This is a genomic window from Acidovorax sp. SUPP2539 (genome assembly GCF_030158975.1).
GTDB lineage: Bacteria > Pseudomonadota > Gammaproteobacteria > Burkholderiales > Burkholderiaceae_C > Paracidovorax.
Genome location: NZ_BQXJ01000002.1, coordinates 86,860 through 107,078 on the forward strand (window position 1 = coordinate 86,860; position 20,219 = coordinate 107,078).

Genomic DNA, 20,219 nt, shown 5'->3' on the forward strand with positions numbered 1-20,219 from the left:
TCGCTATATTTTTAATAGCAAATGCCCACCAATGCCTCGATCAGTGGTGGTGGCCGTGCCCACCGTGCACGTGGCGGTGCACGACTTCTTCCGGCAACGCCGGCCGCACCTCGGTCACCTTGCAGGAAAAACGCAGTGCCTGGCCGGCCAGCGGGTGGTTGCCGTCCAGGTGCACCTCGGGGCCCTTGATCTTGACCACGTTGAACACGTGCTCGCGCCCGTCGTTGCCCGCGCCGCGCAGCTGGCCGCCCACCTTCACGCCGGGCGGGAACTCGCTCTTGGGGATGGTGCGCACCAGGCTTTCGTCACGCTCGCCGAAGGCCTCGGCCGCGGTCAGGTCCAGCGTGGTGGCGAAACCGGTGGCCTGGCCGTCCAGCACGGCCTCCACCTTCGGAAAAATGCCGTCGTAGCCACCGTGCAGGTATGCCATGTGGCCGGAATCGAGCGGCTTGCCCTGCGGCGTGGTGACCTTGTAGCTCAAGGTGACGGCGGTGTCTTTGGAGATGTTCATGGAGGGAGGGTCCGGACAGGTCGGTGGATCGTCGAAGCCGGGCGGCGTGCGCCCGGCGGTGCAGGCCTGCATTGTCGAGCAACGCGCGCGCCATGGGTGCCCGCAGCCAGATCACCCGGAAAACGGCCTCGCAGCAGTTCCCCGATTCCACGAACGGCTACTTTTTCTGCCTGAACTTCGGTTTTCCCGCCTTGCTGACAAGCAACGCCACGACGACGACGACCATGAGCAAAAATGCGTACTGCCCCAGAAACTGGAAAGCGCCCCAAGCGAGCACCGCCAACACGATGCAAAGCAGCAGGAATAGAAGGCTATTCATCACGCATAGCTGAAATTGGACGGAGCGATTTTGGCTTGCATTCCAAAGCGTGCCCGGCCCGGATGATTTTTCTGAATGACCTAGGGGTTGTTGGCATAGAAGGCTGCCAGCCCATCGAACTCCAGTTTGTTCTGGCGAGCCATCACGAAAAGATCGGACATGCGTGATCCACAGCCGAGTGAGCGCCCCGCAGCCACCGCGATGCTGCCGATGGCCGCTCCGGTGTACGCGGAGGCCCCGATGGAGGCAGCCACCGCCAGCTTTTCCAGACCCACAGTGGCGCCGACCAGTTCAGCCATCGTGGCGCCTTTGCCCAACGTGGCCAGGGTCCCCACCATCGTCGAGGCCGTGCTGAGGGCCGTGTTGTAGGTATCAAACAGCGTGGACGGCACGGGCAAGCCCAAATCCTGCATGTTCTCGTTGAAGTATTTTTTGAAATCGCCCGCGGCGTAGCACTGCCCCATCCATCGACTCCGGTAGTGAGGGAGCACAGATGCTAAATCGGCCCTCTCCATCCCACGGCAATAACCATTTGCACACAAAAAATGACAGTCCGATCACCCGGCCGATGGCAATCCCACATCCACCGGCGCGGGCACGTCCGGCACCGCGCCCGGCCGCTGCGCGAACCGGCCCAGGGTCGGCCCGTGCACCGGCGCCGCATCGCCCCAAGGCCAGCCGCCGAAGCCGGTGCGGCGGTAGTCGGCCAGGGCCTCGGCGATTTCCTGCTGCGTGTTCATCACGAAGGGGCCGTACTGCACCACCGGCTCCGCCAGAGGCCGGCCCTGCAGCAGCAGGAATTCGGCGTCGGCCGTGCCGCCGTTGTGCAGTGCCACCGCTTCGCCCGCGCGCAGCTCCAGCGCGGCGTGGTCCACCGGGCGGCCCGCCAGCGTGACGCCGCTGCCGGCAAAGAAGTACAGCATGCGCCGCGTGCCCTGACCGGTGGCGGCGGGCAGCGTGAAGCGCGCGCCGGGCTCCAGGCGCAGCGTCCAGATGGCCACGTCGGCCTCGGCCTGTGCGGCCCACGATCCCGGCGGGGGCGCCAGGGGCGCGGCCTCGCCCAGCCGGCCAGCCACCACGGCCACGTGGGTGGCGCCGCCGCCGTCCGTGCCCGGGTCCACCACGCGCGGAATGTCACCGGACCAGAACATGGTGAAGTGCGGATCGACCCGCTTGGAACGCGCCGGCAGGTTGAGCCAGATCTGGAACAGCTCCAGCGGGTTGGGCCCGGTGCGGTCCAGCAGCGGGAACATCTCGGAATGCACCACGCCGTCGCCGGCGGTGAGCCACTGCACGTCGCCCTGGCCGAAGCGGGCGGCGGCGCCCAGCGAATCGGCATGGTCGATGAGGCCCTTTCGCACGATGGTCACGGTCTCGAACCCACGATGGGGGTGCGGCGGGAACCCGGGCACCACGTCGCCGTGGTACATGCTCCAGCCGTCCCGGCGCGAAAAGTCCTGGCCGATCTGCCGGCCGTGCAGCGGCGCATCCGGCCCCAGTTCGGCATTGCCGGGCGGGTAGGCGTCGTCGTGGTGGGCGCAGAACAGGAACGGGTCCATCGTGGGCCACAGCGGGCCCAGGGGCTGGGTGTTCAGGATCGGGGTGTCGGCAACGGCTGGCATGGAAAGCTCCTGGGTGGCGCCGCGCGCGGCCCCGGCGGCGGGCGTGCACGGTGGGGTGCGGCCGGCGTGGCGCGGGCCATGCGGCGGCATGGTCTGGCACTGCATATGGGGGCGACCGGCCGCGCTGCAACGCGGGCGCGGGCAGGACGGACTGGTGCAGCCATGGAACAGTGGCCTGCGCGCCGGCCACGCAGCAGGGACGGCACGGGCCCGCACGGCCATGCCATGGCAACCCGGTATTTCAAGGAAAAACCGGTCCATGCCGGCGGATTTCATGCCTGAATTGCTATTAATTCAATAGCAAATTACCTCTGCGCAGCCAGCGGGCCGCTCAATCCTGCAGCGGCTGGTTCAGCTCCGTGCGCCAGGCGGCGGGGTCCGAGCCGGTCTCGGGCCCGGTCAGGTAGCACTCCCACAGCTCGCCCGTGGGCGTGAGGCCCTCGCCCTCGATCCATTGCAGGAAATCGCCCCAGGCGCCGGCCAGGTCTTCATAGCGCCCGCGGTGCACGGTGCGGGCCGCGCGCATGGCGGGCCACTCGCCGGGCTGCATGCGGCCGTGCGGGCCGATGGGCGCGGCCAGGGGCACGCTGATCTCGAAGTCGAACGTGTCCGTGGGCCGGCGCCGGTGGTGGGTGAACCAGGGGCCGGCAGGCGAGGCGCCCTGGGCGGCGATGGCGTCCATCAGGTCGCGCACGCCCTGGCCCATGACGTGCTGGATCTCCTCGCGAGTGCAGGTGACGTGGATGAACGCCGTGGGGCGGGCGGGAAGGTCGGCGATGTGGGGCGTGTCGATCATGGGCTGAGCGGGCGCGGGGGGCCGTGGTGGTCAATCGGAGGGGCGATGGCAAGCGTCCGGCATCAGGGCGGTCCGGTCAGGCGGCGGGCGTGCACACCACCATCCACGGCACCCCGAACCGGTCGGCCACCATGCCGAACGCGGGCGAGAAGAAGGTGGGCGACAGCGGCACCTGCACCTGGCCGCCCTCGGACAGCGCGGCGAACAGGCGCCGGGCCTCGGCCTCGTCGGCCGGGTTGAGCGACAGCGACACGCCCTGGAACACGGGCTGCCCACCGTTCATGCCGTCAGAGGCCATGAGCGTGGTCTCGCCGATGCGGAACGCGGCGTGCATGACCTTGTCGCCCGGCGGCGGGGCCGCGCCCGCGCAACCGGACGCATCGGTCGGGGCGGGGCTGTCCGAAAAGCGCATCAGCGCGGTGACCTCCGCGCCCAGGGCCGTGCGATAGAACGCCAGCGCCTCTTCGCACCGGCCGTCGAAAAACAGGTAGGGTTCCACTTTCATGCGTCGTCTCCTGGCGGCCCGCGCCGGGGCCGGATGCGGCGCCCATCACGATTGTGAACACCGTTCACAAACCATAGCCGGCCTGCCGGGCAGCGTCCACCGGGGATTCCCGGACCCGGGGCGCAGGGCCATCGATCAGATATCGGCGGCGATCGCCGGCTCCCCATGGCCCAGCGCGTCCAGGCTGATCTGGATCTGCGGCACGTCGCTCAGGTCCGGGCTGCGGCCATCGGATAGGTCTTCGAGCGCGGTGAACTGCCCGTCCAGGTACAGGAAGGTGACGGTGCCGGCGATGTCCGCCAGCGCGTCTTCGGGGCTGGGAAACCCGTCTCGCGCCACCTGGTCGCCGCCGTCCAGCGCGTAGCCGTAGCGGCCCTGGGCCTCGGTCAGCGCGCCCAGGTCGATGAGCTTGTCGCGCACGTTGCTGGCGTACACGCGGCCACCGGCCGCATAGAGCGTGAAGGTCTGCGCGGCGCGCGCGGCCTGGGAGAGCGAGGAAGCGGTCATGGACTCATCCTTTCAGTTCCAACGAAACGGGTGCCACCCGGGGGCTTGCGCACAGGCCCCTGCGGTGCGTGGCGCGTCAGGTCAAGGCTGCCGGCCGGTGCCGTCGCTGGCGGTCTCGCGCGTGGCCAGCCACCAGCCGCAGACCAGGCCCGCCACGCCGAGCGCGGCCACGGCGGCCAGTCGGCTGTCGCGGTGATCGCGGTGGCCGCCGTCGATGGCGGTGCCGCGCGACGGCTCGAACAGGTTGCCTTCGGACGCGGGCACTTCGCGCGCGCGCCGCAGCGCCGCATCGGTGAGCCAGCGCATCGCGCGGCCCACGCTGGCCGGCGCCAGCGCATGGGCCAGGCGGCCGGGCAGCGCGGGCGCGCCGAGCCAGGTCACGTCGCGCGGGCGGGTGGATAGGCCCACGATGGCCTCGGCCACGCGGCGCGGGTCCACCATGGGCAGCGGCGGCCGGATGCTGCGGCCCGTGTAGTTGGCGCCGTGCGAGAGGCCCGGCGAATCGACGAAGGTGGGGGCCACGTCGCACACGTGCACGTGGGGCAGGTCGGACACCTCGGCGCGCAGGCTTTCCGACAGCCCGCGCAGGCCGAACTTGCTCGCGGTATAGGCGGCCGCATAAGGCGCGGGCACCCAGCCGCCCATCGAGATGAGGTTGACCAGCGTGCCGCGGCCGCGTTCGCGAAAGTGCGGCAGCACGACGTGCGCGCCGTGCAGGTGGCCCAGCAGGTTGGCCTCCAGCACGCGGCGGTGCGCGGCCACGGGCACGTCTTCGAAACGGCCCACGGCGCCCACGCCCACGCTGTTCACCCACACGTCGATGTGGCCGAAATGGCGCAGCGCCTTGGCCCGCAGGGCCTGCACGGCCTGGGGATCGGTCACGTCGGTGGGCACGCCGATGGCGGTGCCGCCCTCGGCCCGGCAGGCCAGCGCCACCGCCGACAGGGTGCCCGCATCGCGCGAGGCCAGCACGATGCAAGCGCCGCGCCGGGCGAAGGCCAGCGCCGTGGCGTGCCCGATGCCGCTGGACGCGCCCGTGATGACGACGACCGTGCGCTCGGGCAGGGGCGCGGCCGGGGCCTGGTCGGCAGACGTTTCAGGATCGGGGGTCGGGGAGCGGGCAAAGAGCATGGGGCCGGGATTCCTTGGGGTCGTCGTTGCTGCGAACGGCGCGGGCGCCTGAATGCAGTGACCCACCCAGACGCGAAGGCGCCGCCTTCCAATGGCCGTTGTATCCCCCGATCGCGGGCCCGGGCGTAGGACGGTGCCGGAAAGGCGGCCGCACGGGCCACCTCACGGGGCAAGGCATGGAAACTCCGGTAGGCCGCCAGCGCAATATGCACTAGGGCATCATGCTATTTATTTAATAGCAACCGGCGGCCACACCTTGGCAGGCTTTCAGCGCCCCACCACGGACCAGCCGGCGCGCTGGTCGGTCTTGTCGTTCTCGTACTCCCACGCCGTGCCGCAGCGGTCGCACTGGTAGCGGGTGATGGTGACGAGGCCGTGGTCGCGCTCTTCCTTGCGGTTGCCGCGCTGCACCAGCTCGGCATGGCCGGGGGCGCGGCGCCAGTTGCGCTGGATGCCGGCGCAGCCATCGCACAGCTCCATCTTCTTCAATTCGCTCTGTCGAGCCGGGTCCTGGGTCATGGGGTTTTCTGCCGCGTTGGGGATCGAGGGCGCCCTGGGGGCGAGGGCCGCTACTTTAACCAACGGGGCGGCAAGGGCCACGGCGCCCGGCCGCGCCGGCTCGCACCAACCGCGCCGGGCTCAGGCCGTCGCCGGCTGCTGCACGCGCATAAAGCCCCCGGGCGGCGGCCCGCCCGCCGGCGCGGCCAGCTGCACCGTGCGCGCCGGCACGGCGAAGTCCACGCCCAGCGCGGCGAGTTCGCGCATCAGCGACAGGTTGATGCGCTGCTGCAGGTCCATGTACACGTTGTAGGCCGGGTCCAGCACGATGTAGACCACCTCGTACTGCAGCCCGTTCTCGACGAAACCCTGCAGGTGCGCGCGGTCGAAGCGCGCCTGGCCTTCGGCCTCGATGATGCGGCGCACGGCCTGCGGCACCGCCTCGGCCTGCTCGGCGGTGGTGCCGTAGGGCACGCGGAACTGGAACACGATGCGCCGCTCCTGCAGGTAGCGGTAGTTGTTGATGGTCTGCTTGAGCAGGTCGGTGTTGCTCATCACCACCTGCTCGCCGCCCAGGCTGCGGATGCGCGTGGTCTTGAGGCCGATGCGCTGCACCGTGCCCGCGACGCCGCCCACCACGATGAAATCGCCCGCATCGAACGGCTTGTCCACCGCGATCGCCAGCGAGGCGAACAGATCGCCCAGGATGCTCTGCACCGCCAGCGCCAACGCGATGCCGCCCACCCCCAGGCTGGCCACGAACGCCGTGATGTTCACCCCCAGGTTGGACAGCATGGCCAGCAGCACCGTGGCCCACAGCAGCGTGCGCAGCCCCCAGGACAGCAGCGTGGCCGACGCGCTGAACGGCGCCGCATCGCCCGCGGCGGCCAGGCCGTGGTGCATGCGGTAGCGCGCAATCCCCAGGGCCACCGCGCGCGTGCCCCACAGCCCCACCTGCAGCGCCAGCGCCAGGAACCACAGCTGCCCCACGCGCGTGGCCCAGCGGCCCGGCAGATCGAGCATGCCCACGCCCACCAGCACGGCCGCCACGAACACCAGCAGCCGGCTGGTGCCGGCCAGCAGCTCGTACACCACGCCCGCCGTGCGGTGGCTGCCGCCCTGCGCTTCGGCCAGGCGCCGCGCACGCCGCACGGCCACGCCCAGCAGCAGCGACATGGCCAGGTACGCGCCCAGCGCGGCGGCCAGCGCCAGCGCCAGGCTGACCAAGGACAGGCCCCAGAGCGTTTCGGTCTGGAACCACGAGGTGAAGGATGGCGTGTTCATGGAGCTCCTTGAAAAGAAGGACCGGGCCGCGCGCGAGGCGCCGCCGGTGGCATGAAAGGAATGGGGCGGAAGGGGCCCGTGGCCCCTGGCGAGCACGGCGGGACCGTGCGCAACGGCGCTGCGTGGCCGCGCCGGAAAGCGCCCATCGTAAAAAACGCCGGGCCGGACCGGGGTAGGACCACGCCGCACCTGTCCTGCGGCGCGCCGGGCCCGACGCTCAGAACATCTCCAACGTGGGATGCAAGGCGCGGTGCGCCGCCAATGGCAGGGGCTCGCGTGCAAACGCAGCAACGCGGCAAACCGCCCGGAAAGGCACTGGCCCTGCGGGTAGAAGAGCCATCCCCGAAAAATCGGTGAACACTTTCCTTTCTAGGGTGCGGCCTTGGGCTCGAACCGCACGACCAGCCCCTTGTCCGTCACCGTGATGCTGCTCGGCTGCATGCCAAGCCCATCCGGCACGGCCAGGTCCTGCGGCCGCAACTGGTGCAGCACCACCTCGCTCAGCGTCTGCTGGGCCAGCTGCGGGCCATAGATGTCGAGCATTTCCGCAGCCTGGGGCTGCAGCCCCTCCAGGCGCAGCGCGTTCACATGCAGCTGGTGCGCGCGGATCGTGCGGTCCGACGGCTCGTAGCGCAGCGCGAAGCCCACATCGAACGCGCCGGCGTAGCGGCGTTGCAGCAGCGGGCCCGAGGCGGTCACGTCCATGTCGGCGTTCAGCCGGTTCTGCTGCGGCAGCAGCCGCAGTCGGGGCGCCTGCACATCCAGGTTCATCAGGCCGCCCAGCGCATAGCGGCGCGGAAACTTCTCGGCCACGGCGCCCTGCATCTGCTCGGCGGAGATCGTGTAGCTCTGCGCCCAGGCCTGGGACGCCACGGCGCAGGCCGCCAGGGCGAGCGCGGCGCAGACGGCCCGGAAAACGCCACGGGGTGCTGCGGAGTGCTTGGAGTGCGCGGGGTGCGGAATCGAACGGAAAGCAACCATCGTGGCGGACACCCTCATGTGCGGAAAAGAAAAGACCGGCAACGGCAGTGACTGACCCCGGGCGGGCCGATCAGTTCCCGGGCGGCGGCGCAGGCGGGCGCCGGCCGGCCCCATGGCCCCGGCCCGCACGTCAGCCCCACCAGCGTTGCCACCAGGGCGACTGCGGGGCGGGGTCAGCCTCCGCAGCCCCGGCCAGCGGCGCCGGGGCGGACAGGACCTGCGCCGCGCTTGCAGCCTGCGCGCCGGCATGCAGGCGAAGGGCCTGCACCGCATCGTGGCAACGCCATGCGGCGCGCTCGCGGGCCAGGGCCAGGTGCTCCGCACAAAAATAGGCCAGACCGGGCGCCCGGCTTCCAGGCTCGGGCAGTGTGTGGTTGTCGTGGTCGGCAAAGGCGACCCAGTCGCCGTAGGCGCCCTCGGCCGCATCGTCCAGGGGCTGGCCGCAGATCGCGCAGGTGGCTGGGTTCATGGGTGCGGCTCCGGTGGTGTCATCGCCAAGGCACGGCAGGGCCGTGCGCGGGCTCGGCGGCGGCCCCCACGGCGGCGGCGCGCCTGGGAAGTCCGGCCATTTCGCCCGGTCGACGATTTTGCAGGGCAACCCCCGTGCGCGTGCGCCTGTTTTGTGAAGGTTTGTGAGCCCCGCCCCGCGCGCGCCCTTGCCGCTACCCGCCCGCCATGCGCAGCCGGCGCGCCGCATCCTCGGCCCGCGCATCGTCGATCTCGCGCATCACCGCCTGCAGGTCCACATCCGCATGGCGGCGCTCGTAGCGGCCGGTGAGCGGGGTCTCGTTCGTGAGCTGGCCGCTCTGGTACAGGGTCCAGATCTCGGGGCCGTATTCGGTGGCCCGCAACTCGGGCGCGAACTGGCCGAAGAAATCGCGCAGGTTGGCCACGTCGCGCAGCAGCATGCGCGGCGCATGGTTGTTGCCCGCCGCATCCACGGCCTGGGGCAGGTCGATGATGACCGGGCCCTCGGCACCTTCGTCCGCACCGGCGCCAGGGATGTGGGCGAGCAGGATGTTGAATTCGGACAAGTCCCCGTGCACCACGCCCGCGCACAGCATGCGCACCACCTCGGCGATCAGCGTGGCATGGTGCGCCCGGGCCTGCTCGGGCGTGAACGCCACGTCGTTCAGTCGCGGCGCCGCATCGCCGTGCGCGTCGGTCACCAGCTCCATGAGCAGCACGCCCTCGTGGAAGTTGAACGGCTGCGGCACCCGCACGCCGGCGGCCGCCAGGCGGTAGAGCGCATCGACCTCGGCGCTCTGCCACGCGGCCTCCTGCGCCTGCCGGCCGAACTTGCTGCCCTTGGCCATCGCGCGGGCCGAGCGGGAGTTCTTGACCCGGCGGTTCTCCGTGTAGTCCACCGCCTGCCGGAAGCTGCGGTGCGTGGCCTCCTTGTAGATCTTGGCGCAGCGCGTTTCGTCGCCGCAGCGCACCACGTACACCATGGCTTCCTTGCCGCTCATGAGCTGGCGCACCACGGTGTCGATGAGGCCTTCCTCGATGAGGGACTGGAGTCTGGGGGGAGCTTTCATCGGGGCATTTTGCCCTCTGGCAAGACCGCCTATGCTCCTGCGCCGGGCGCATCCATGAAGCACCGTCGACGTCCATACCAATGATCTTGAAGACAACCAATCCCCAGCGCCGGAAACGTGGCGTCCATGGCGTGGCGATGTGGGGCATCGCCTGGGCGCTGTGTGGAGCGAACACGGTACAGGCCGATGCGCCCACCACCGCACACGCTATCCACGCGATCGGCCGCCTTTCTGCCGTCCATATCGCCAAGGGCGCCGCACACAGCGTGCAAGGTGGAGATGCGAACTGCGAGAACCTTTCCATCGACACCCGCCGGGTGGCCTATTTTTGGCAGCATGCCGTCCGAAGCGCCCGGTACAACTACCTCCAGAGCCTGGACCAGGGCGACTGCCAGGCCGAAGCGCAACTGCAACTGCCGAACCGGAAAAAAGTCCGGCTGTCGCTGGACAACGCGACGGGCTGGGGCGTGCTGCAGATTCACCAGACCACGTACTACCTCTACTGCGAGGCCTGTGAAGGGCTCATGGGCGCAGACTTCACCTTTCCGTCCGTCAAGTGAACAGGCCTCCAGCCTCTGTGCATCTGCTGCACCGCAAGGCGGGCCGTGTCAGCCCCCGGCGCCGGCCCACACTGGATTGAGCAGACGCTCCAGCCGCTGGTGCGAAGCCTCCACGCGCTGCAACGCTGCATCGACCAGAGCGGGCGTCATCACGATGCGCTTGCCATCGGCCTCGAACGGCTTGCCGCGCGAGATCGGCACCAGCGATGCGCGAAACGCCTTGTCCTTGGCCAGCACGTCGTCGGGCGCCAGGTTGCGCGCCTTCAGCATGGCCAGCCGGTCCTTCAGGGCGGCCTCGTAGCGCGGATTCACCACGGGCTTGCGCTGCTTCATGCTGGCCTGGTAGCTCAGTGCCGTCGCGCGCTCGTACTCGATCGAATTGCGCATGGCCGCGGCCAGGCGGTCCTGCGCGGCCTCGGTGGCGGCGGCATCGGAGACGTCCACGCCCGCCCAGAAGTCGCGGTGCACCTGCTCGGTGAGCACCGCGTCTTCCTTGAACATGGACATCAGCAGCGCCTGCCGCTTGGCGCTCAGTTCGGCCGCCCAGGGTGAGCTGGCCAGCAGGCAGGCGAGGACCAGCGCGAAGCCGGCGCGGAGCCATCGGTGGGACGGAAAATTCATGGGCATGCCTTCGTGGTCGGGTTCGTTGGTTGAAGAAACAAGGGGAGACATTGGACCCGGCAGAACGCCGGCCTGGCGGGTGCGGTCGGCCCGCCAGTATCGCCGTGGCGTCCCGCCCCCATGCCACAGGCCCGGCCGTCGCCGGCCGCTGCGGGTCTTAGCATCACGACCATGCCCCACGACCTGCCCCCGGCCCTGACCCTTGCCGACATCGACTTCAACGCCCCAGCGCACGAGGTGGCACGCCGGCTCATCGGCGTGACGCTGCTGGTCGACGGCGTGGGCGGCCGCATCGTGGAAACCGAGGCTTACGACCAGACCGACCCGGCCTCGCACACCTTCGGTGGCCCCACGGCCCGCAACGCGGCCATGTTCGGCCCGCCGGGCTGCGCCTACGTGTACCGCTCCTACGGCCTGCACTGGTGCGTCAACACCGTGTGCCGCGAAGCGGGCCATGGCGCCGGCGTGCTGCTGCGGGCCATCGAGCCCACCCACGGACTGGACACCCTGCGCGAACGGCGCGGCATGCAGGACGCCCGGTTGCTGTGCGCCGGCCCCGGGCGGCTGGCGCAGGCACTGGGCATCGACGCACGCCTGGACGGCGAGTCCCTGCACCTGCCGCCGTTCGCGCTGCTGCAGCCTTCGCCGGGTCACCCGGCGCCCGACGTGATCGCCGGGCCGCGCATCGGCATCTCCAAGGCGGTGGACGTGCCCTGGCGGTTCGGGGAGAAGGGTTCGCGGTTCTTGAGCCGGCCATTCACGGCGGGGGTGGGAAACCAGGGCTGATCCGCCGGATGGCCCCAACCAGCCATCGCCAGGCCAAAAGCCCGATTCGGAACAGGAACGACCGATGACCATGAAAAACGCTCTGCGAACCATCACCCTGCCATGGCTGGCGTGGGCTGCCCTGGCCCATTCGGGGCCAATGGACCCATCGCCGCCACAGGGCTCGGCATCGGCATCGAAGGCCGCAGCAGCAACCGAACGGGATGAGGACCGCCGCCGAATGGAAGCCCGCGCCTACGCCATCGGCCCGGTACGCCGCATCACGTTGTCCAGTGCGCGATTCTTCGATGCGGAAGGCAAGCCATGCACGGCCGATCCGCCGCCGGCCCGCGTCACTGAGCGGTATGTGCGCAACTTCCTGCGGCAGGCCATCCCCATCTCGCAGGTGGCGGTGATGAACTATTACGGCTCCTTCGGGGAATGCACCAGCGATCCCGTGGACGTGCAATTCAAGGACGGCCGGCAGGTGCGCCTTTCGTTCGCGGCCGACAGCGGCGTGGGCTATCTGTCGCCGATGGTCAAGGACCGGGAGGAAGACGTGTACTTCTACCACTGCGAGGTTTGCAAGCGGTGAAGTGAAGGGGGCAGGAGCGCGCCGCCAAGCCGCCCGAGCCCTTATCCGTCTTGCCGCGCAGCCCCCTGCGCCGCAACGCCCGGCCCCAGCGCCCGCAAGGCCCGCAACCGGCGGTGCGCCTCGCCATCCATCTCCACCGGCAATTGGTGCTTGGCCTGCAGGTAGTGGTGGGTGAACACGTCGAGATAGGCCTCCAGTGTCTGCGCTGCGTGCGACTCGCCCGCCAGTTCAAGGCAGATCGCCGCCACCTCGGAGGTGCAGAAATGGTCGTCGCGTTGGGAACGGCGCAGCCGGTAGCGCGACAGCTGCTCGGGCTGGAGGCTGAGCACCGGCAGGTGGTTCAGGTAGGGGCTCTTCCTGAACATCTTGCGCGCCTCGGTCCAGGTGGCGTCCAGCAGCACGAACAGCGGGCGCCGGGGCTGCGGGGGCGGTACGCCCTGCGCTGGAATCTCTGTTTGCTCCAACCGGGTCACCACCCGCGAAGGCTCTGCGAACTCGCCAGGAAACACCACGTACGGCTGCCACTGCGGATCACGCAGCAGCGCCAGCAGGGCCGGGTCCACCACCGTGCGCGCCCAGCCGAAGGCGTAGGTGTCCGGCACGACGTCGGCGATGAGCCAGCCCGTGTTGCTGGGCTTGAGCGGCTCGATGTCGGCCATCAGCAGGCACATGCCGGCCTGGGTGGCGACCTGCGGCCGCACGGCGCACAGGCAGTGGCTGGGCACCAGCCGGCAGCCGGGGCAGCGCTCGCCGCGCGGACCGCCCCGGGCGAGGAACGGCTTGGAGCTGCGCGCCAGGCGCTCGGTGCGCAGGCGGGAGACGGCGTGGGGAACGAGGGAGTGGCCGGCCATGCGGTCCACGGGATCGGTCAAGCCAGTTCTTCCAGCAAGGTGGCAACCGTGGCGATGAGGGCTGGCAACGAGTCCTGGGCCACGGTCCAGACCGTGTGCACCCGGATGGTGGCGTAGCCATGGATCAGCTGGTTGCGAAACGCCACGATCTGCGCCAGATCCGGTATGCGCGCAGCCAGTGCGGCGTCGGCCCTGGCCAATTGGCCGAGCGCCTCGCCGATGATCTCGAACTTGCGCTCCACGGCAGCCTGCGCCATTTCATTGGCGGCGTAAGCCTCGGCGTCCATGCCCTGAAGAAAATTCTGAATCGCCTTGGCCGCCGCCTGCACATCCCACAAAAAAGCGCGCGGATCACGCGGCAACATACACAGGCTCCCGATGGCGGTTGATGCTGGCCAGCACGTAGGGATTGCGCACCGCGCCCGGCTCGATCAAGTCCACCGGACGGCCGAGCAATTGCTCCAGCGCGGCTTTGGTGCCGAAAAACGAGTGCAGCCCGACCGGCGCGTTATCGGCGAACTCCACCAGAAAATCCACATCGCTGGTGCCCGGATCGAAATCGTGCGCACGGGCTGCGGAGCCGAATACCTCCAGCCGGCGCACGCCGAAGCGTTGGCAGATGGCCGCGATGCGCGGCAGGTGTTGGGCGATGGCGGAATGCATGCGGGAGATTCTAGGGGGCACCTGCTGCCCATCGGCCCGCACTGCACGGCACGCGTGGCCCTGCCCATGACAAGGGCCCCACTCAACCGCCCACGTGCTCCAGCTCGAACAGCGGCACCTCGGCCTGGCGGCTCAGCCACAGGCCGCCGCCCAACTCCAGCGCGCCCTCCCGCAGCCCGCGCCGGTACAGCGTGGCGGAGTGCCGGAAGATGCGCGCATCGGTCAGGTCTTCGTCGATGATGTCGCGCTCGTAGTCCTCGCGGGACACAGCCTCGACATACAGCGCGCCACGGCTCAACTGGCCCAGGTTGCGCAGGGCGGCCTTCAGATCGGGTGGACTCAGGTAGGGCAGCACGCCCTGGCAGATGACCAGGTCGAACGGCTCGCTGGCCTGGTAGTCCACCACCGAGCCCTGCTGCCAGCCGTAGCGCTCGCACAGGTAGGGGCTGAACTCCACGCCCTGGTAGCTGGCCGCGGGAAAGTGCTGCGCCACGATGCCCTTCCACAGCCCGATGCCGCAGCCCACGTCCAGCACGCGCTGCACCGGCACCCGCAGGTACTTGAGGTAGCTGCACACGAAGGTGCCCAGGCGCTCCATGTGCTGCGGGTCCACCACGCTGGTCTTCTTGTCGTAGTAGAAGCGCTGGTAGTACGCCTCGTCGAAGGTGCTTGCGCTGGCTGATTTCAAAGAGGCGGTCCTTGCAGGGAAGTGGAAAAGAAGGGAGGGGCTGGGGGCGACGCCAAAACGGTGGCAGCGAGTATCCCGTATCGCCACGGCCACGCGCCCTCTGCATGCCCACCGCCGTGTGCGCCGCAGGACAGGCCAGCGCCGTCCGGCTTAGGCGGTACGGCATGGCACTGCACCACCCGATTCGAATGGACGCGACACAATGGGCCGGCATGAGCGCAGCCCCCTCCTCCACGCCCCTATCCGCACCACTTGGTCCCGCCCCGTCCGACCACTGGATCGCCACCGCGCACGGCCGCCTGTTCGCGCGGCGCTGGGCCGCCGGGCCCGCGCCCTGCCCCGAAGCATCCGCGCCGCCGCCCATCGTCCTTTTCCACGACTCGCTGGGCTGCGTGGACCTGTGGCGCGAATTTCCTGCCGTGCTGTGCCGCACGACAGGCCGCGGGGTGATCGCGTACGACCGCTTGGGCTTCGGCCGCTCCGACGCGCGCACGGGCCTGCTGCCGCGGGACTTCGTGGAAGACGAGGCGCGCACCAGCCTGCCGGCCCTGCGCGCGCACTTCAACGTGCAGCGCTTCGTGGCGCTGGGGCATAGCGTGGGCGGCGGCATGGCGGCCCATTGCGCGGCAACGCGGGGCACGCCAGGTGACGACGCAGGCGGCGCGGCGGGCAGCGACTGCGACGCGCTCATCACCATCGCTGCCCAGGCCTGCGTGGAAGAGCGCACGCTGCAGGGCATCCGCGAGGCGCGGGAGCAGTTCAACCAACCCGGCGCCCTGGAGCGCCTGGCCCGCTACCACGGCGCCGACCAGGCGCGCTGGGTGTTGAGCGCGTGGGTGGACACCTGGCTGCACCCGGGTTTTGCCGATTGGTCGCTGGCCGAGGCCATGGCGCGCGTCACCTGCCCCGTGCTGGCCCTGCATGGGGAGCGCGACGAATACGGCTCCACGGAGCAGCCCGAGCGCATCGCCCGCTGGGCCGCCGGGCCGGCGCGTGTGGACATACTGCCCGGCGTGGCGCACGTGCCCCACCGCGAACAGCCCGACGCGGTGGCCCAGCGGATCGCGGGATTCCTGGCCGGCCTGCCCGCGGGCCCGGCGGACGGCACCGGCCATCCACCGCAGCAACCGCCCTCAACGCCGGGCTGACGCCTGCCGCGCCGAAAGCCGTCCCGCCCGCGGCGAGCGCCTCACGCCTTGGGCGGCCGATGCAGTGCGCAGAGCTTGTTGCCGTCCGGATCGCGCAGATACGCCAGGTACAGCGCGCCGCTCGGGCCCTCGCGAAAGCCCGGCGGGTCTTCGCAGGTCGTGCCACCGTGGGCGACGCCCGCGTCGTGAAACGCCTGCGCCTGCTCCGGCGACTGCACGGTGAACCCGATGGTGCTGCCGTTGCCGTGGCAGGCCGGCTCGCCGTTGATGGGCGTGGAGATCGCGAACGTGCCCGTGGGGCTGCGGTAGAAATAGCGGTTCTTGTGGGCGGACCCGGGGGCGATGCCCAACGTGCCGAGCACCGCGTCGTAGAACCGCTTGGACACTTCCAGATCGCTCACACCCAACATCACATGACTGAACATGGCTTTTGTCTCCGTGGCGCCCGTCGCCGGGCAAAAAAGGGATCGGACGATGGTAGCGGCCGCCTGCCCGCGCACGGGTCGCCTGCGGGCGCAGCGCGCCGCCTTGGCGACACCCCGGAGGGGTTCGGGCCGGTGGGGGAAAGCCCTCCGCGTCCACGCTGATAAACCAAGCATCAAAATGGCCACCAGCGCAATCGACACTAGGGCATATTGCTATCAAAAACAGAGCATTACGTTTCGACCCCACGCCAACCGCTGCCTGCAACCCATTCCCATCTCACCTCATCCCCATCCCATCCACCCTGCCGCCCCTCCCGCCATGCCACCCACCCACTTCACCCCCGTCCCGCTCGACAAGGCCTACCGCCTGCTCAACCACGGCCCGACCGTGCTCGTCTCGGCCCACCACGCGGGCACCGACAACGTGATGGCCGCCGCCTGGGCCTGCGCGCTGGACTTCAGCCCGCCCAAGGTCACCGTGGTGATCGACAAGGCCACACGCACGCGCGAGCTGGTGGAAGCCAGCGGCCAGTTCGCGCTGCAGTTGCCCACGCAGGCCATGGCCGCGCTCACCGTGGGCGTGGGCACCGACAGCGCCAAGGCGCGGGCCGACAAGCTGCAGCACTACGGCGTGGAGTTGTTCCACGCGCCCGGCCACGACGCCACGCCCCTGGTGCAGGGCTGTGCCGCCTGGCTGGTGTGCCGCGTGGTGCCGGAGCCGCACAACCAGCAGGCGTACGACCTGTTCATCGCCGAGGTGGTGGCCGCGTGGGCGGATGACCGCGTGTTTCGCGACGGGCATTGGCACTTCGACGAAGCGCCGGAAGGACTGCGCACGCTGCATTACGTGGCGGGTGGGCAGTTTTATGCGACGGGGGCGTCGGTGCGGGTTTGAGTGTGGGGGAGAGGACGATTCGGTAGAAGGGTCGCTGAACAATTATTGCCGCTGATCTAGTAAGCCCCCTAGTCATCAAACTCTTTCTATTAAATGAACCTCAACAGTAAATCCCATTAGCTTTAGACGATCGGCTATTGGACGCAAGCTTACTTTGCTAAAAAATGGGATTGTTAATTGCTTTGTGCGTTTATTTCTAAACCTCATGATACCGAAAATTATTTGATATTTTCTTGCATCAACTCGCGCACCCCCTTTAGGCAATTCTGTTTCAAATCCTGATTTTTTGAATTTCACCTGCCTCTTCTTTACCTGTTCTCTTAATTCTTTTCGAAATTCTCCATCTCTTACAAAGGATTCTGCGGAAACCATTCCTTGATTCCAAAGATGACTTATTAGACCGGAAGAATGGCCATCTTTTAAATGTATGAATCTCTTACTTCTACAGAAAAAATCACAAGGCTCTAGATTCGCCCCCGGCGCCCCCATAGGTGATAATTTCACCTGATCTAAATTTAATAGATCTTTATCTAGATCAAGATCACTAATTAGCTGGCGTTCGTTTTTTCTAGTTGTGGTCGGATAGAACGATACGACTGGCAACAAACCGACAAACGATGCTTCTACTGCGTTATAGAAATTTTGATCAATTTTGAACCATTCACCGCCAAATAGGACGTATGTGCTTCCGTTTTTGACAATCTCATAGGAAAAGCAATCATATACTCGATGTCGCAATGAACTACTAGCCCCTCCTTGATCTAAAAATCGAATTTCATGACTGGTTTTAATAGAATTCATATCGACAAGCTCGGAGGGTCTACCGGCTACTATTTCTGCAATATAGTCATCAATTTTCAAGCTAATAAATCTATTTTTCTTGCCAGGCCTTAGGCCCGCGCCGAAATATGAAATTTCAAAACCTTGTTGAGGATCTGTAATATCCGGCAATGCCAAGGTTATATCCGAGGGATTCCCAGCAATAGCGCTAACTATCGCAGAAAAAACCTCTTCATCAAGTTTTTCTGTTTCAATCTTGTCAAATTCAGGAGCTATATAATCCACCCAAGGGTAATCTTTTATGTATTTATTGCTTTGATATAGCCTTAGTGAGTTTGTACATTTTTGCGTTAAATCATTCGGCGTCATCTTGGCGTTAATCAGGAGCGCATCTTTACCTGCCAGCGATCGTGCAAATGTTTGATCGCTTGCTACGCCTGCGGCTAGACGCAATAAGTCGCGCTCAACATCGACACCAAAACCCTTAAAATCAGCATTGCGATTGGATTGAATTCTTTTTTGAAAAGTGGTGGTGTCCATCGTTGCCACATCGATAGATCTTAAATTAGCACTGCTTATCGAATTAAGCGCCACCTTTAATCCAAAATTGCGCTCCAATGAGGTTGGCTCTAGGGAGTGATGACCTCCCCCGAAGCTTATTGCCATTAGACGCGGCAAAAAGGGAGGCCCTAAAAATACTTCCACAAAAAGCAATGCTCCACAACTTTGGCTAGACAAGCTATCCAATTTTACGCCTGCAAAATCCTCGAGAAAAACAAACCAACTAGGTTGATTAGGAGGATTTTGTTCAACATAAAGCTCTCCATTCGCGATGTCTATCTTTCTCAAGGCGTGGCCATGTCTTAATGCACTGGCGGTATTGAAAAATGGTTTAATTAGCCTTAATGAAATACCAATAGATTTTGCTTTTACCATAACCACCTCCCGTTAGTTAATTCTAAAAACTGAACCAATGGACTAATTGATAAAGTCGCGCAACATAAGTTAATCGAGCCGAATTCTTCAGCCTTCTAGCCACGGTTGCCATTCCATCCCTTCCCCTCACAGATGTATCTATCTGTTGCAGCTTATAGCGGGTTGGCTGATTTCTATCTGATGGAAACCCAGGTGTGGCCGTCGGGTAATGCAGTCAAGGCATGCGCTGGACTTCAAGAAAAAATGGGCTCCAGCGCATATTCCTCTAGGGGATATAGCTATTAAAACAATAGCAAATTAGAGAATTGCCGGCTGAGAAGAGATTCGCCGCAGACAACGCTGACGGCGTCGTCTTGCATGGGCAGGTGGGCCGCGCCGCTGAGGGCGAAGGCTTGTGCGGATGGCGCCGCACTCGCTGGGCCTTTCAAGGCCCGATGAACAACCGATGCCAGCAGCGCCGGGCAGCCCAGCAGCCACCCGGCGTAATGCCGTGGGCACTGGGAGCCGCAATGGCGGCCCGCGGCTACTAGCCCGCTGACTTGATGCGCTTACTTGTTCACGAACGCATTGCGCGCCGCCACCGCCAGGTCCGGGTAGTTGGCGAACATGCCGTCCATGCCCATGTTCAGGTAGCTGCGGAACTCGGTGGCGGCCGTGGCGGCATTGGCCTGGGCAAAGGTCCAGCCGTGCACCTTGAGGCCGGCGGCGTGGGCCTGGTCGATGTAGTCCTTGGTGATCGGGTACGCGGCGGTGTTGATGACCACGCCGATGCCTTCGGTGAAGCCGGCCACTTCCTTGAAGGTGAGCTGCGTGACAGTGCTGCCGAAGATCACGCCCATGCGCGGCGTGCCGTCGGCGGCCTTGGCGGCCACGCCCAGCAGGATGAGGGGCATCTTGCTGTTCTGCGCGGTCTGCTTGGTGCGCAGGCTGCGCAGCGTGGCGTCGCTGAACGACTGGATGAAGACCTTGCTGTCGGCGTTGTAGCCGTTGTCCTTCAGGGTTTTGAGGATGCCGTCTTCCATCACCGGGTCGGCCTGTTTGGCCTCGGGGTACAGGCCCACTTCGCGGCCCACGGCGGTGGATTGCTTCTTGGCGAAGTCCACCACTTCCTGGAAGGTGGGCACCTGGAAGGGGTTGGCGGCGCTGGGCGCAAAGCCGGGGTAGCTGGTCTTGCCGGTGCCGGTGGGCACCACGGTCAGGGTGCGGATTTCTGCCAGGGTGAAGTCGGCCACCTTGTAGCCGCCGTTGCGCTGGGCGAACAGCGTGGCGACATTGGTGGTGCGGTTGAGCGTGTCGTCGTGGATGGCGACGAGGGCGCCGTCCTTGGTGATCTGCAGGTCGGGCTCGATGAAGTCGGCGCCCATGCGGATGGCCAGTTCATAGCCGGCCAGGGTGTGCTCGGGCAGGTAGCCGCTGGCGCCGCGGTGGGCGATGACCTGGGGCTGGGCGGGCGGCGCGTCGTCGTTGCCGCCGCAGGCGGTGAGCGACAGGGCGGACAGGCACAGGGCAAAGGCCAGCAGGGAGAGTCGTTTCATGGGAGCGTCTTCTTTCTGGTGTCGACAACAGCGTCGATGAGCGAAGGCCGCACTCTAGAAGTGAC

General features: G+C 66.7%; 26 protein-coding genes. 6 read left to right on the forward strand and 20 right to left on the reverse strand.

Annotated features, from left to right (window positions below):
• Positions 1-40: 40 nt before the first annotated feature.
• A complete protein-coding gene (locus AVTE2539_RS08040) occupies positions 41-511 on the reverse strand; it encodes an FKBP-type peptidyl-prolyl cis-trans isomerase (RefSeq protein WP_284409616.1) in 471 nt (156 codons plus the stop codon).
• A gap of 92 nt (positions 512-603) precedes the next feature.
• Here AVTE2539_RS08040 and AVTE2539_RS08045 point away from each other — a divergent pair, with 92 nt between their 5' ends.
• Entirely contained in the window at positions 604-843 is a 240-nt protein-coding gene (locus tag AVTE2539_RS08045; RefSeq protein WP_284407367.1) for a hypothetical protein, read from the forward strand.
• Positions 844-910: 67 nt separating this feature from the next.
• On the opposite strand, the gene AVTE2539_RS08050 is transcribed toward AVTE2539_RS08045, so the two are convergent.
• The 11 genes from AVTE2539_RS08050 to AVTE2539_RS08100 all read right to left on the reverse strand — a co-directional run bounded on the left by AVTE2539_RS08050 (position 911) and on the right by AVTE2539_RS08100 (position 9,692).
• Positions 911-1,294: a hypothetical protein gene (locus tag AVTE2539_RS08050; RefSeq protein ID WP_284409618.1), complete on the reverse strand. Its 384-nt coding sequence runs from the start codon at positions 1,292-1,294 to the stop codon at positions 911-913.
• A 93-nt stretch (positions 1,295-1,387) separates the two neighbouring features.
• Positions 1,388-2,452 (reverse strand): pirin family protein, encoded by a 1,065-nt coding sequence (locus AVTE2539_RS08055; RefSeq protein ID WP_284409621.1) that lies wholly within the window; start codon positions 2,450-2,452, stop codon positions 1,388-1,390.
• Between the two features lie 331 nt (positions 2,453-2,783).
• The gene (locus AVTE2539_RS08060; RefSeq protein WP_284409623.1) at positions 2,784-3,248 is read right to left on the reverse strand and encodes a GyrI-like domain-containing protein; all 465 of its coding nucleotides are present in this window, start codon (positions 3,246-3,248) and stop codon (positions 2,784-2,786) included.
• 76 nt (positions 3,249-3,324) lie between these two features.
• Positions 3,325-3,753, reverse strand: a complete 429-nt coding sequence (locus AVTE2539_RS08065) for a VOC family protein (protein ID WP_284409625.1) — start codon at positions 3,751-3,753, stop codon at positions 3,325-3,327.
• A 135-nt stretch (positions 3,754-3,888) separates the two neighbouring features.
• A complete protein-coding gene (locus AVTE2539_RS08070; RefSeq protein WP_284409626.1) occupies positions 3,889-4,260 on the reverse strand; it encodes a hypothetical protein in 372 nt (123 codons plus the stop codon).
• Between the two features lie 81 nt (positions 4,261-4,341).
• Complete coding sequence (locus AVTE2539_RS08075; RefSeq protein WP_284409627.1) at positions 4,342-5,391, reverse strand: SDR family oxidoreductase; 1,050 nt, start codon at positions 5,389-5,391, stop codon at positions 4,342-4,344.
• Positions 5,392-5,658: 267 nt separating this feature from the next.
• On the reverse strand, positions 5,659-5,910 hold the full coding sequence (locus AVTE2539_RS08080; protein WP_272566672.1) for a hypothetical protein: 252 nt from the start codon (positions 5,908-5,910) through the stop codon (positions 5,659-5,661).
• A 120-nt stretch (positions 5,911-6,030) separates the two neighbouring features.
• Positions 6,031-7,173: a mechanosensitive ion channel family protein gene (locus AVTE2539_RS08085; RefSeq protein WP_284409629.1), complete on the reverse strand. Its 1,143-nt coding sequence runs from the start codon at positions 7,171-7,173 to the stop codon at positions 6,031-6,033.
• Positions 7,174-7,542: 369 nt separating this feature from the next.
• On the reverse strand, positions 7,543-8,172 hold the full coding sequence (locus AVTE2539_RS08090) for a DUF1439 domain-containing protein (protein WP_284409631.1): 630 nt from the start codon (positions 8,170-8,172) through the stop codon (positions 7,543-7,545).
• A gap of 112 nt (positions 8,173-8,284) precedes the next feature.
• The gene (locus tag AVTE2539_RS08095) at positions 8,285-8,623 is read right to left on the reverse strand and encodes a hypothetical protein (RefSeq protein WP_284409632.1); all 339 of its coding nucleotides are present in this window, start codon (positions 8,621-8,623) and stop codon (positions 8,285-8,287) included.
• A 193-nt stretch (positions 8,624-8,816) separates the two neighbouring features.
• On the reverse strand, positions 8,817-9,692 hold the full coding sequence (locus AVTE2539_RS08100; protein WP_284407374.1) for a PA4780 family RIO1-like protein kinase: 876 nt from the start codon (positions 9,690-9,692) through the stop codon (positions 8,817-8,819).
• An 80-nt stretch (positions 9,693-9,772) separates the two neighbouring features.
• Here AVTE2539_RS08100 and AVTE2539_RS08105 point away from each other — a divergent pair, with 80 nt between their 5' ends.
• Positions 9,773-10,252, forward strand: a complete 480-nt coding sequence (locus tag AVTE2539_RS08105; protein WP_284409633.1) for a hypothetical protein — start codon at positions 9,773-9,775, stop codon at positions 10,250-10,252.
• A gap of 48 nt (positions 10,253-10,300) precedes the next feature.
• Here the strand turns inward: AVTE2539_RS08105 and AVTE2539_RS08110 are convergent, their stop codons facing one another.
• Positions 10,301-10,873: a hypothetical protein gene (locus AVTE2539_RS08110; protein WP_284401716.1), complete on the reverse strand. Its 573-nt coding sequence runs from the start codon at positions 10,871-10,873 to the stop codon at positions 10,301-10,303.
• A 171-nt stretch (positions 10,874-11,044) separates the two neighbouring features.
• Here AVTE2539_RS08110 and AVTE2539_RS08115 point away from each other — a divergent pair, with 171 nt between their 5' ends.
• Together AVTE2539_RS08115 and AVTE2539_RS08120 are read left to right on the forward strand one after the other, a co-directional pair.
• Positions 11,045-11,659: a DNA-3-methyladenine glycosylase gene (locus AVTE2539_RS08115; protein ID WP_284409634.1), complete on the forward strand. Its 615-nt coding sequence runs from the start codon at positions 11,045-11,047 to the stop codon at positions 11,657-11,659.
• Between the two features lie 64 nt (positions 11,660-11,723).
• Positions 11,724-12,233, forward strand: a complete 510-nt coding sequence (locus AVTE2539_RS08120; RefSeq protein WP_284409636.1) for a hypothetical protein — start codon at positions 11,724-11,726, stop codon at positions 12,231-12,233.
• Between the two features lie 41 nt (positions 12,234-12,274).
• Here the strand turns inward: AVTE2539_RS08120 and AVTE2539_RS08125 are convergent, their stop codons facing one another.
• From AVTE2539_RS08125 to AVTE2539_RS08140, 4 genes are all read right to left on the reverse strand, one after another.
• Entirely contained in the window at positions 12,275-13,084 is an 810-nt protein-coding gene (locus AVTE2539_RS08125) for a tRNA-uridine aminocarboxypropyltransferase (RefSeq protein WP_284410644.1), read from the reverse strand.
• Between the two features lie 17 nt (positions 13,085-13,101).
• Complete coding sequence (locus AVTE2539_RS08130) at positions 13,102-13,449, reverse strand: HepT-like ribonuclease domain-containing protein (RefSeq protein ID WP_272566656.1); 348 nt, start codon at positions 13,447-13,449, stop codon at positions 13,102-13,104.
• Entirely contained in the window at positions 13,436-13,747 is a 312-nt protein-coding gene (locus tag AVTE2539_RS08135) for a nucleotidyltransferase family protein (protein ID WP_284406437.1), read from the reverse strand. The genes AVTE2539_RS08130 and AVTE2539_RS08135 overlap by 14 nt, the downstream gene beginning before the upstream one ends.
• An 82-nt stretch (positions 13,748-13,829) precedes the next feature.
• Positions 13,830-14,435 carry a class I SAM-dependent methyltransferase gene (locus tag AVTE2539_RS08140; protein ID WP_272566652.1) on the reverse strand — a complete coding sequence of 202 codons (606 nt, stop codon included), beginning with the start codon at positions 14,433-14,435 and terminating at the stop codon, positions 13,830-13,832.
• Positions 14,436-14,647: 212 nt separating this feature from the next.
• Between AVTE2539_RS08140 and AVTE2539_RS08145 the strand changes: the two genes are divergently transcribed.
• A complete protein-coding gene (locus tag AVTE2539_RS08145) occupies positions 14,648-15,583 on the forward strand; it encodes an alpha/beta fold hydrolase (RefSeq protein ID WP_284406583.1) in 936 nt (311 codons plus the stop codon).
• Between the two features lie 41 nt (positions 15,584-15,624).
• Here the strand turns inward: AVTE2539_RS08145 and AVTE2539_RS08150 are convergent, their stop codons facing one another.
• On the reverse strand, positions 15,625-16,008 hold the full coding sequence (locus AVTE2539_RS08150) for a VOC family protein (RefSeq protein WP_272566650.1): 384 nt from the start codon (positions 16,006-16,008) through the stop codon (positions 15,625-15,627).
• A gap of 319 nt (positions 16,009-16,327) precedes the next feature.
• Here AVTE2539_RS08150 and AVTE2539_RS08155 point away from each other — a divergent pair, with 319 nt between their 5' ends.
• Positions 16,328-16,903 carry a flavin reductase family protein gene (locus AVTE2539_RS08155; RefSeq protein WP_284409638.1) on the forward strand — a complete coding sequence of 192 codons (576 nt, stop codon included), beginning with the start codon at positions 16,328-16,330 and terminating at the stop codon, positions 16,901-16,903.
• A gap of 75 nt (positions 16,904-16,978) precedes the next feature.
• Here AVTE2539_RS08155 and AVTE2539_RS08160 read toward each other — a convergent pair whose 3' ends face one another.
• Both AVTE2539_RS08160 and AVTE2539_RS08165 read right to left on the reverse strand, forming a co-directional pair.
• Positions 16,979-18,619: a DUF6119 family protein gene (locus tag AVTE2539_RS08160; RefSeq protein ID WP_284409640.1), complete on the reverse strand. Its 1,641-nt coding sequence runs from the start codon at positions 18,617-18,619 to the stop codon at positions 16,979-16,981.
• A gap of 548 nt (positions 18,620-19,167) precedes the next feature.
• Positions 19,168-20,154, reverse strand: coding sequence for a glycerophosphodiester phosphodiesterase family protein (locus AVTE2539_RS08165; RefSeq protein ID WP_284409641.1), 987 nt, complete (start codon positions 20,152-20,154; stop codon positions 19,168-19,170).
• Positions 20,155-20,219: the final 65 nt, after the last annotated feature.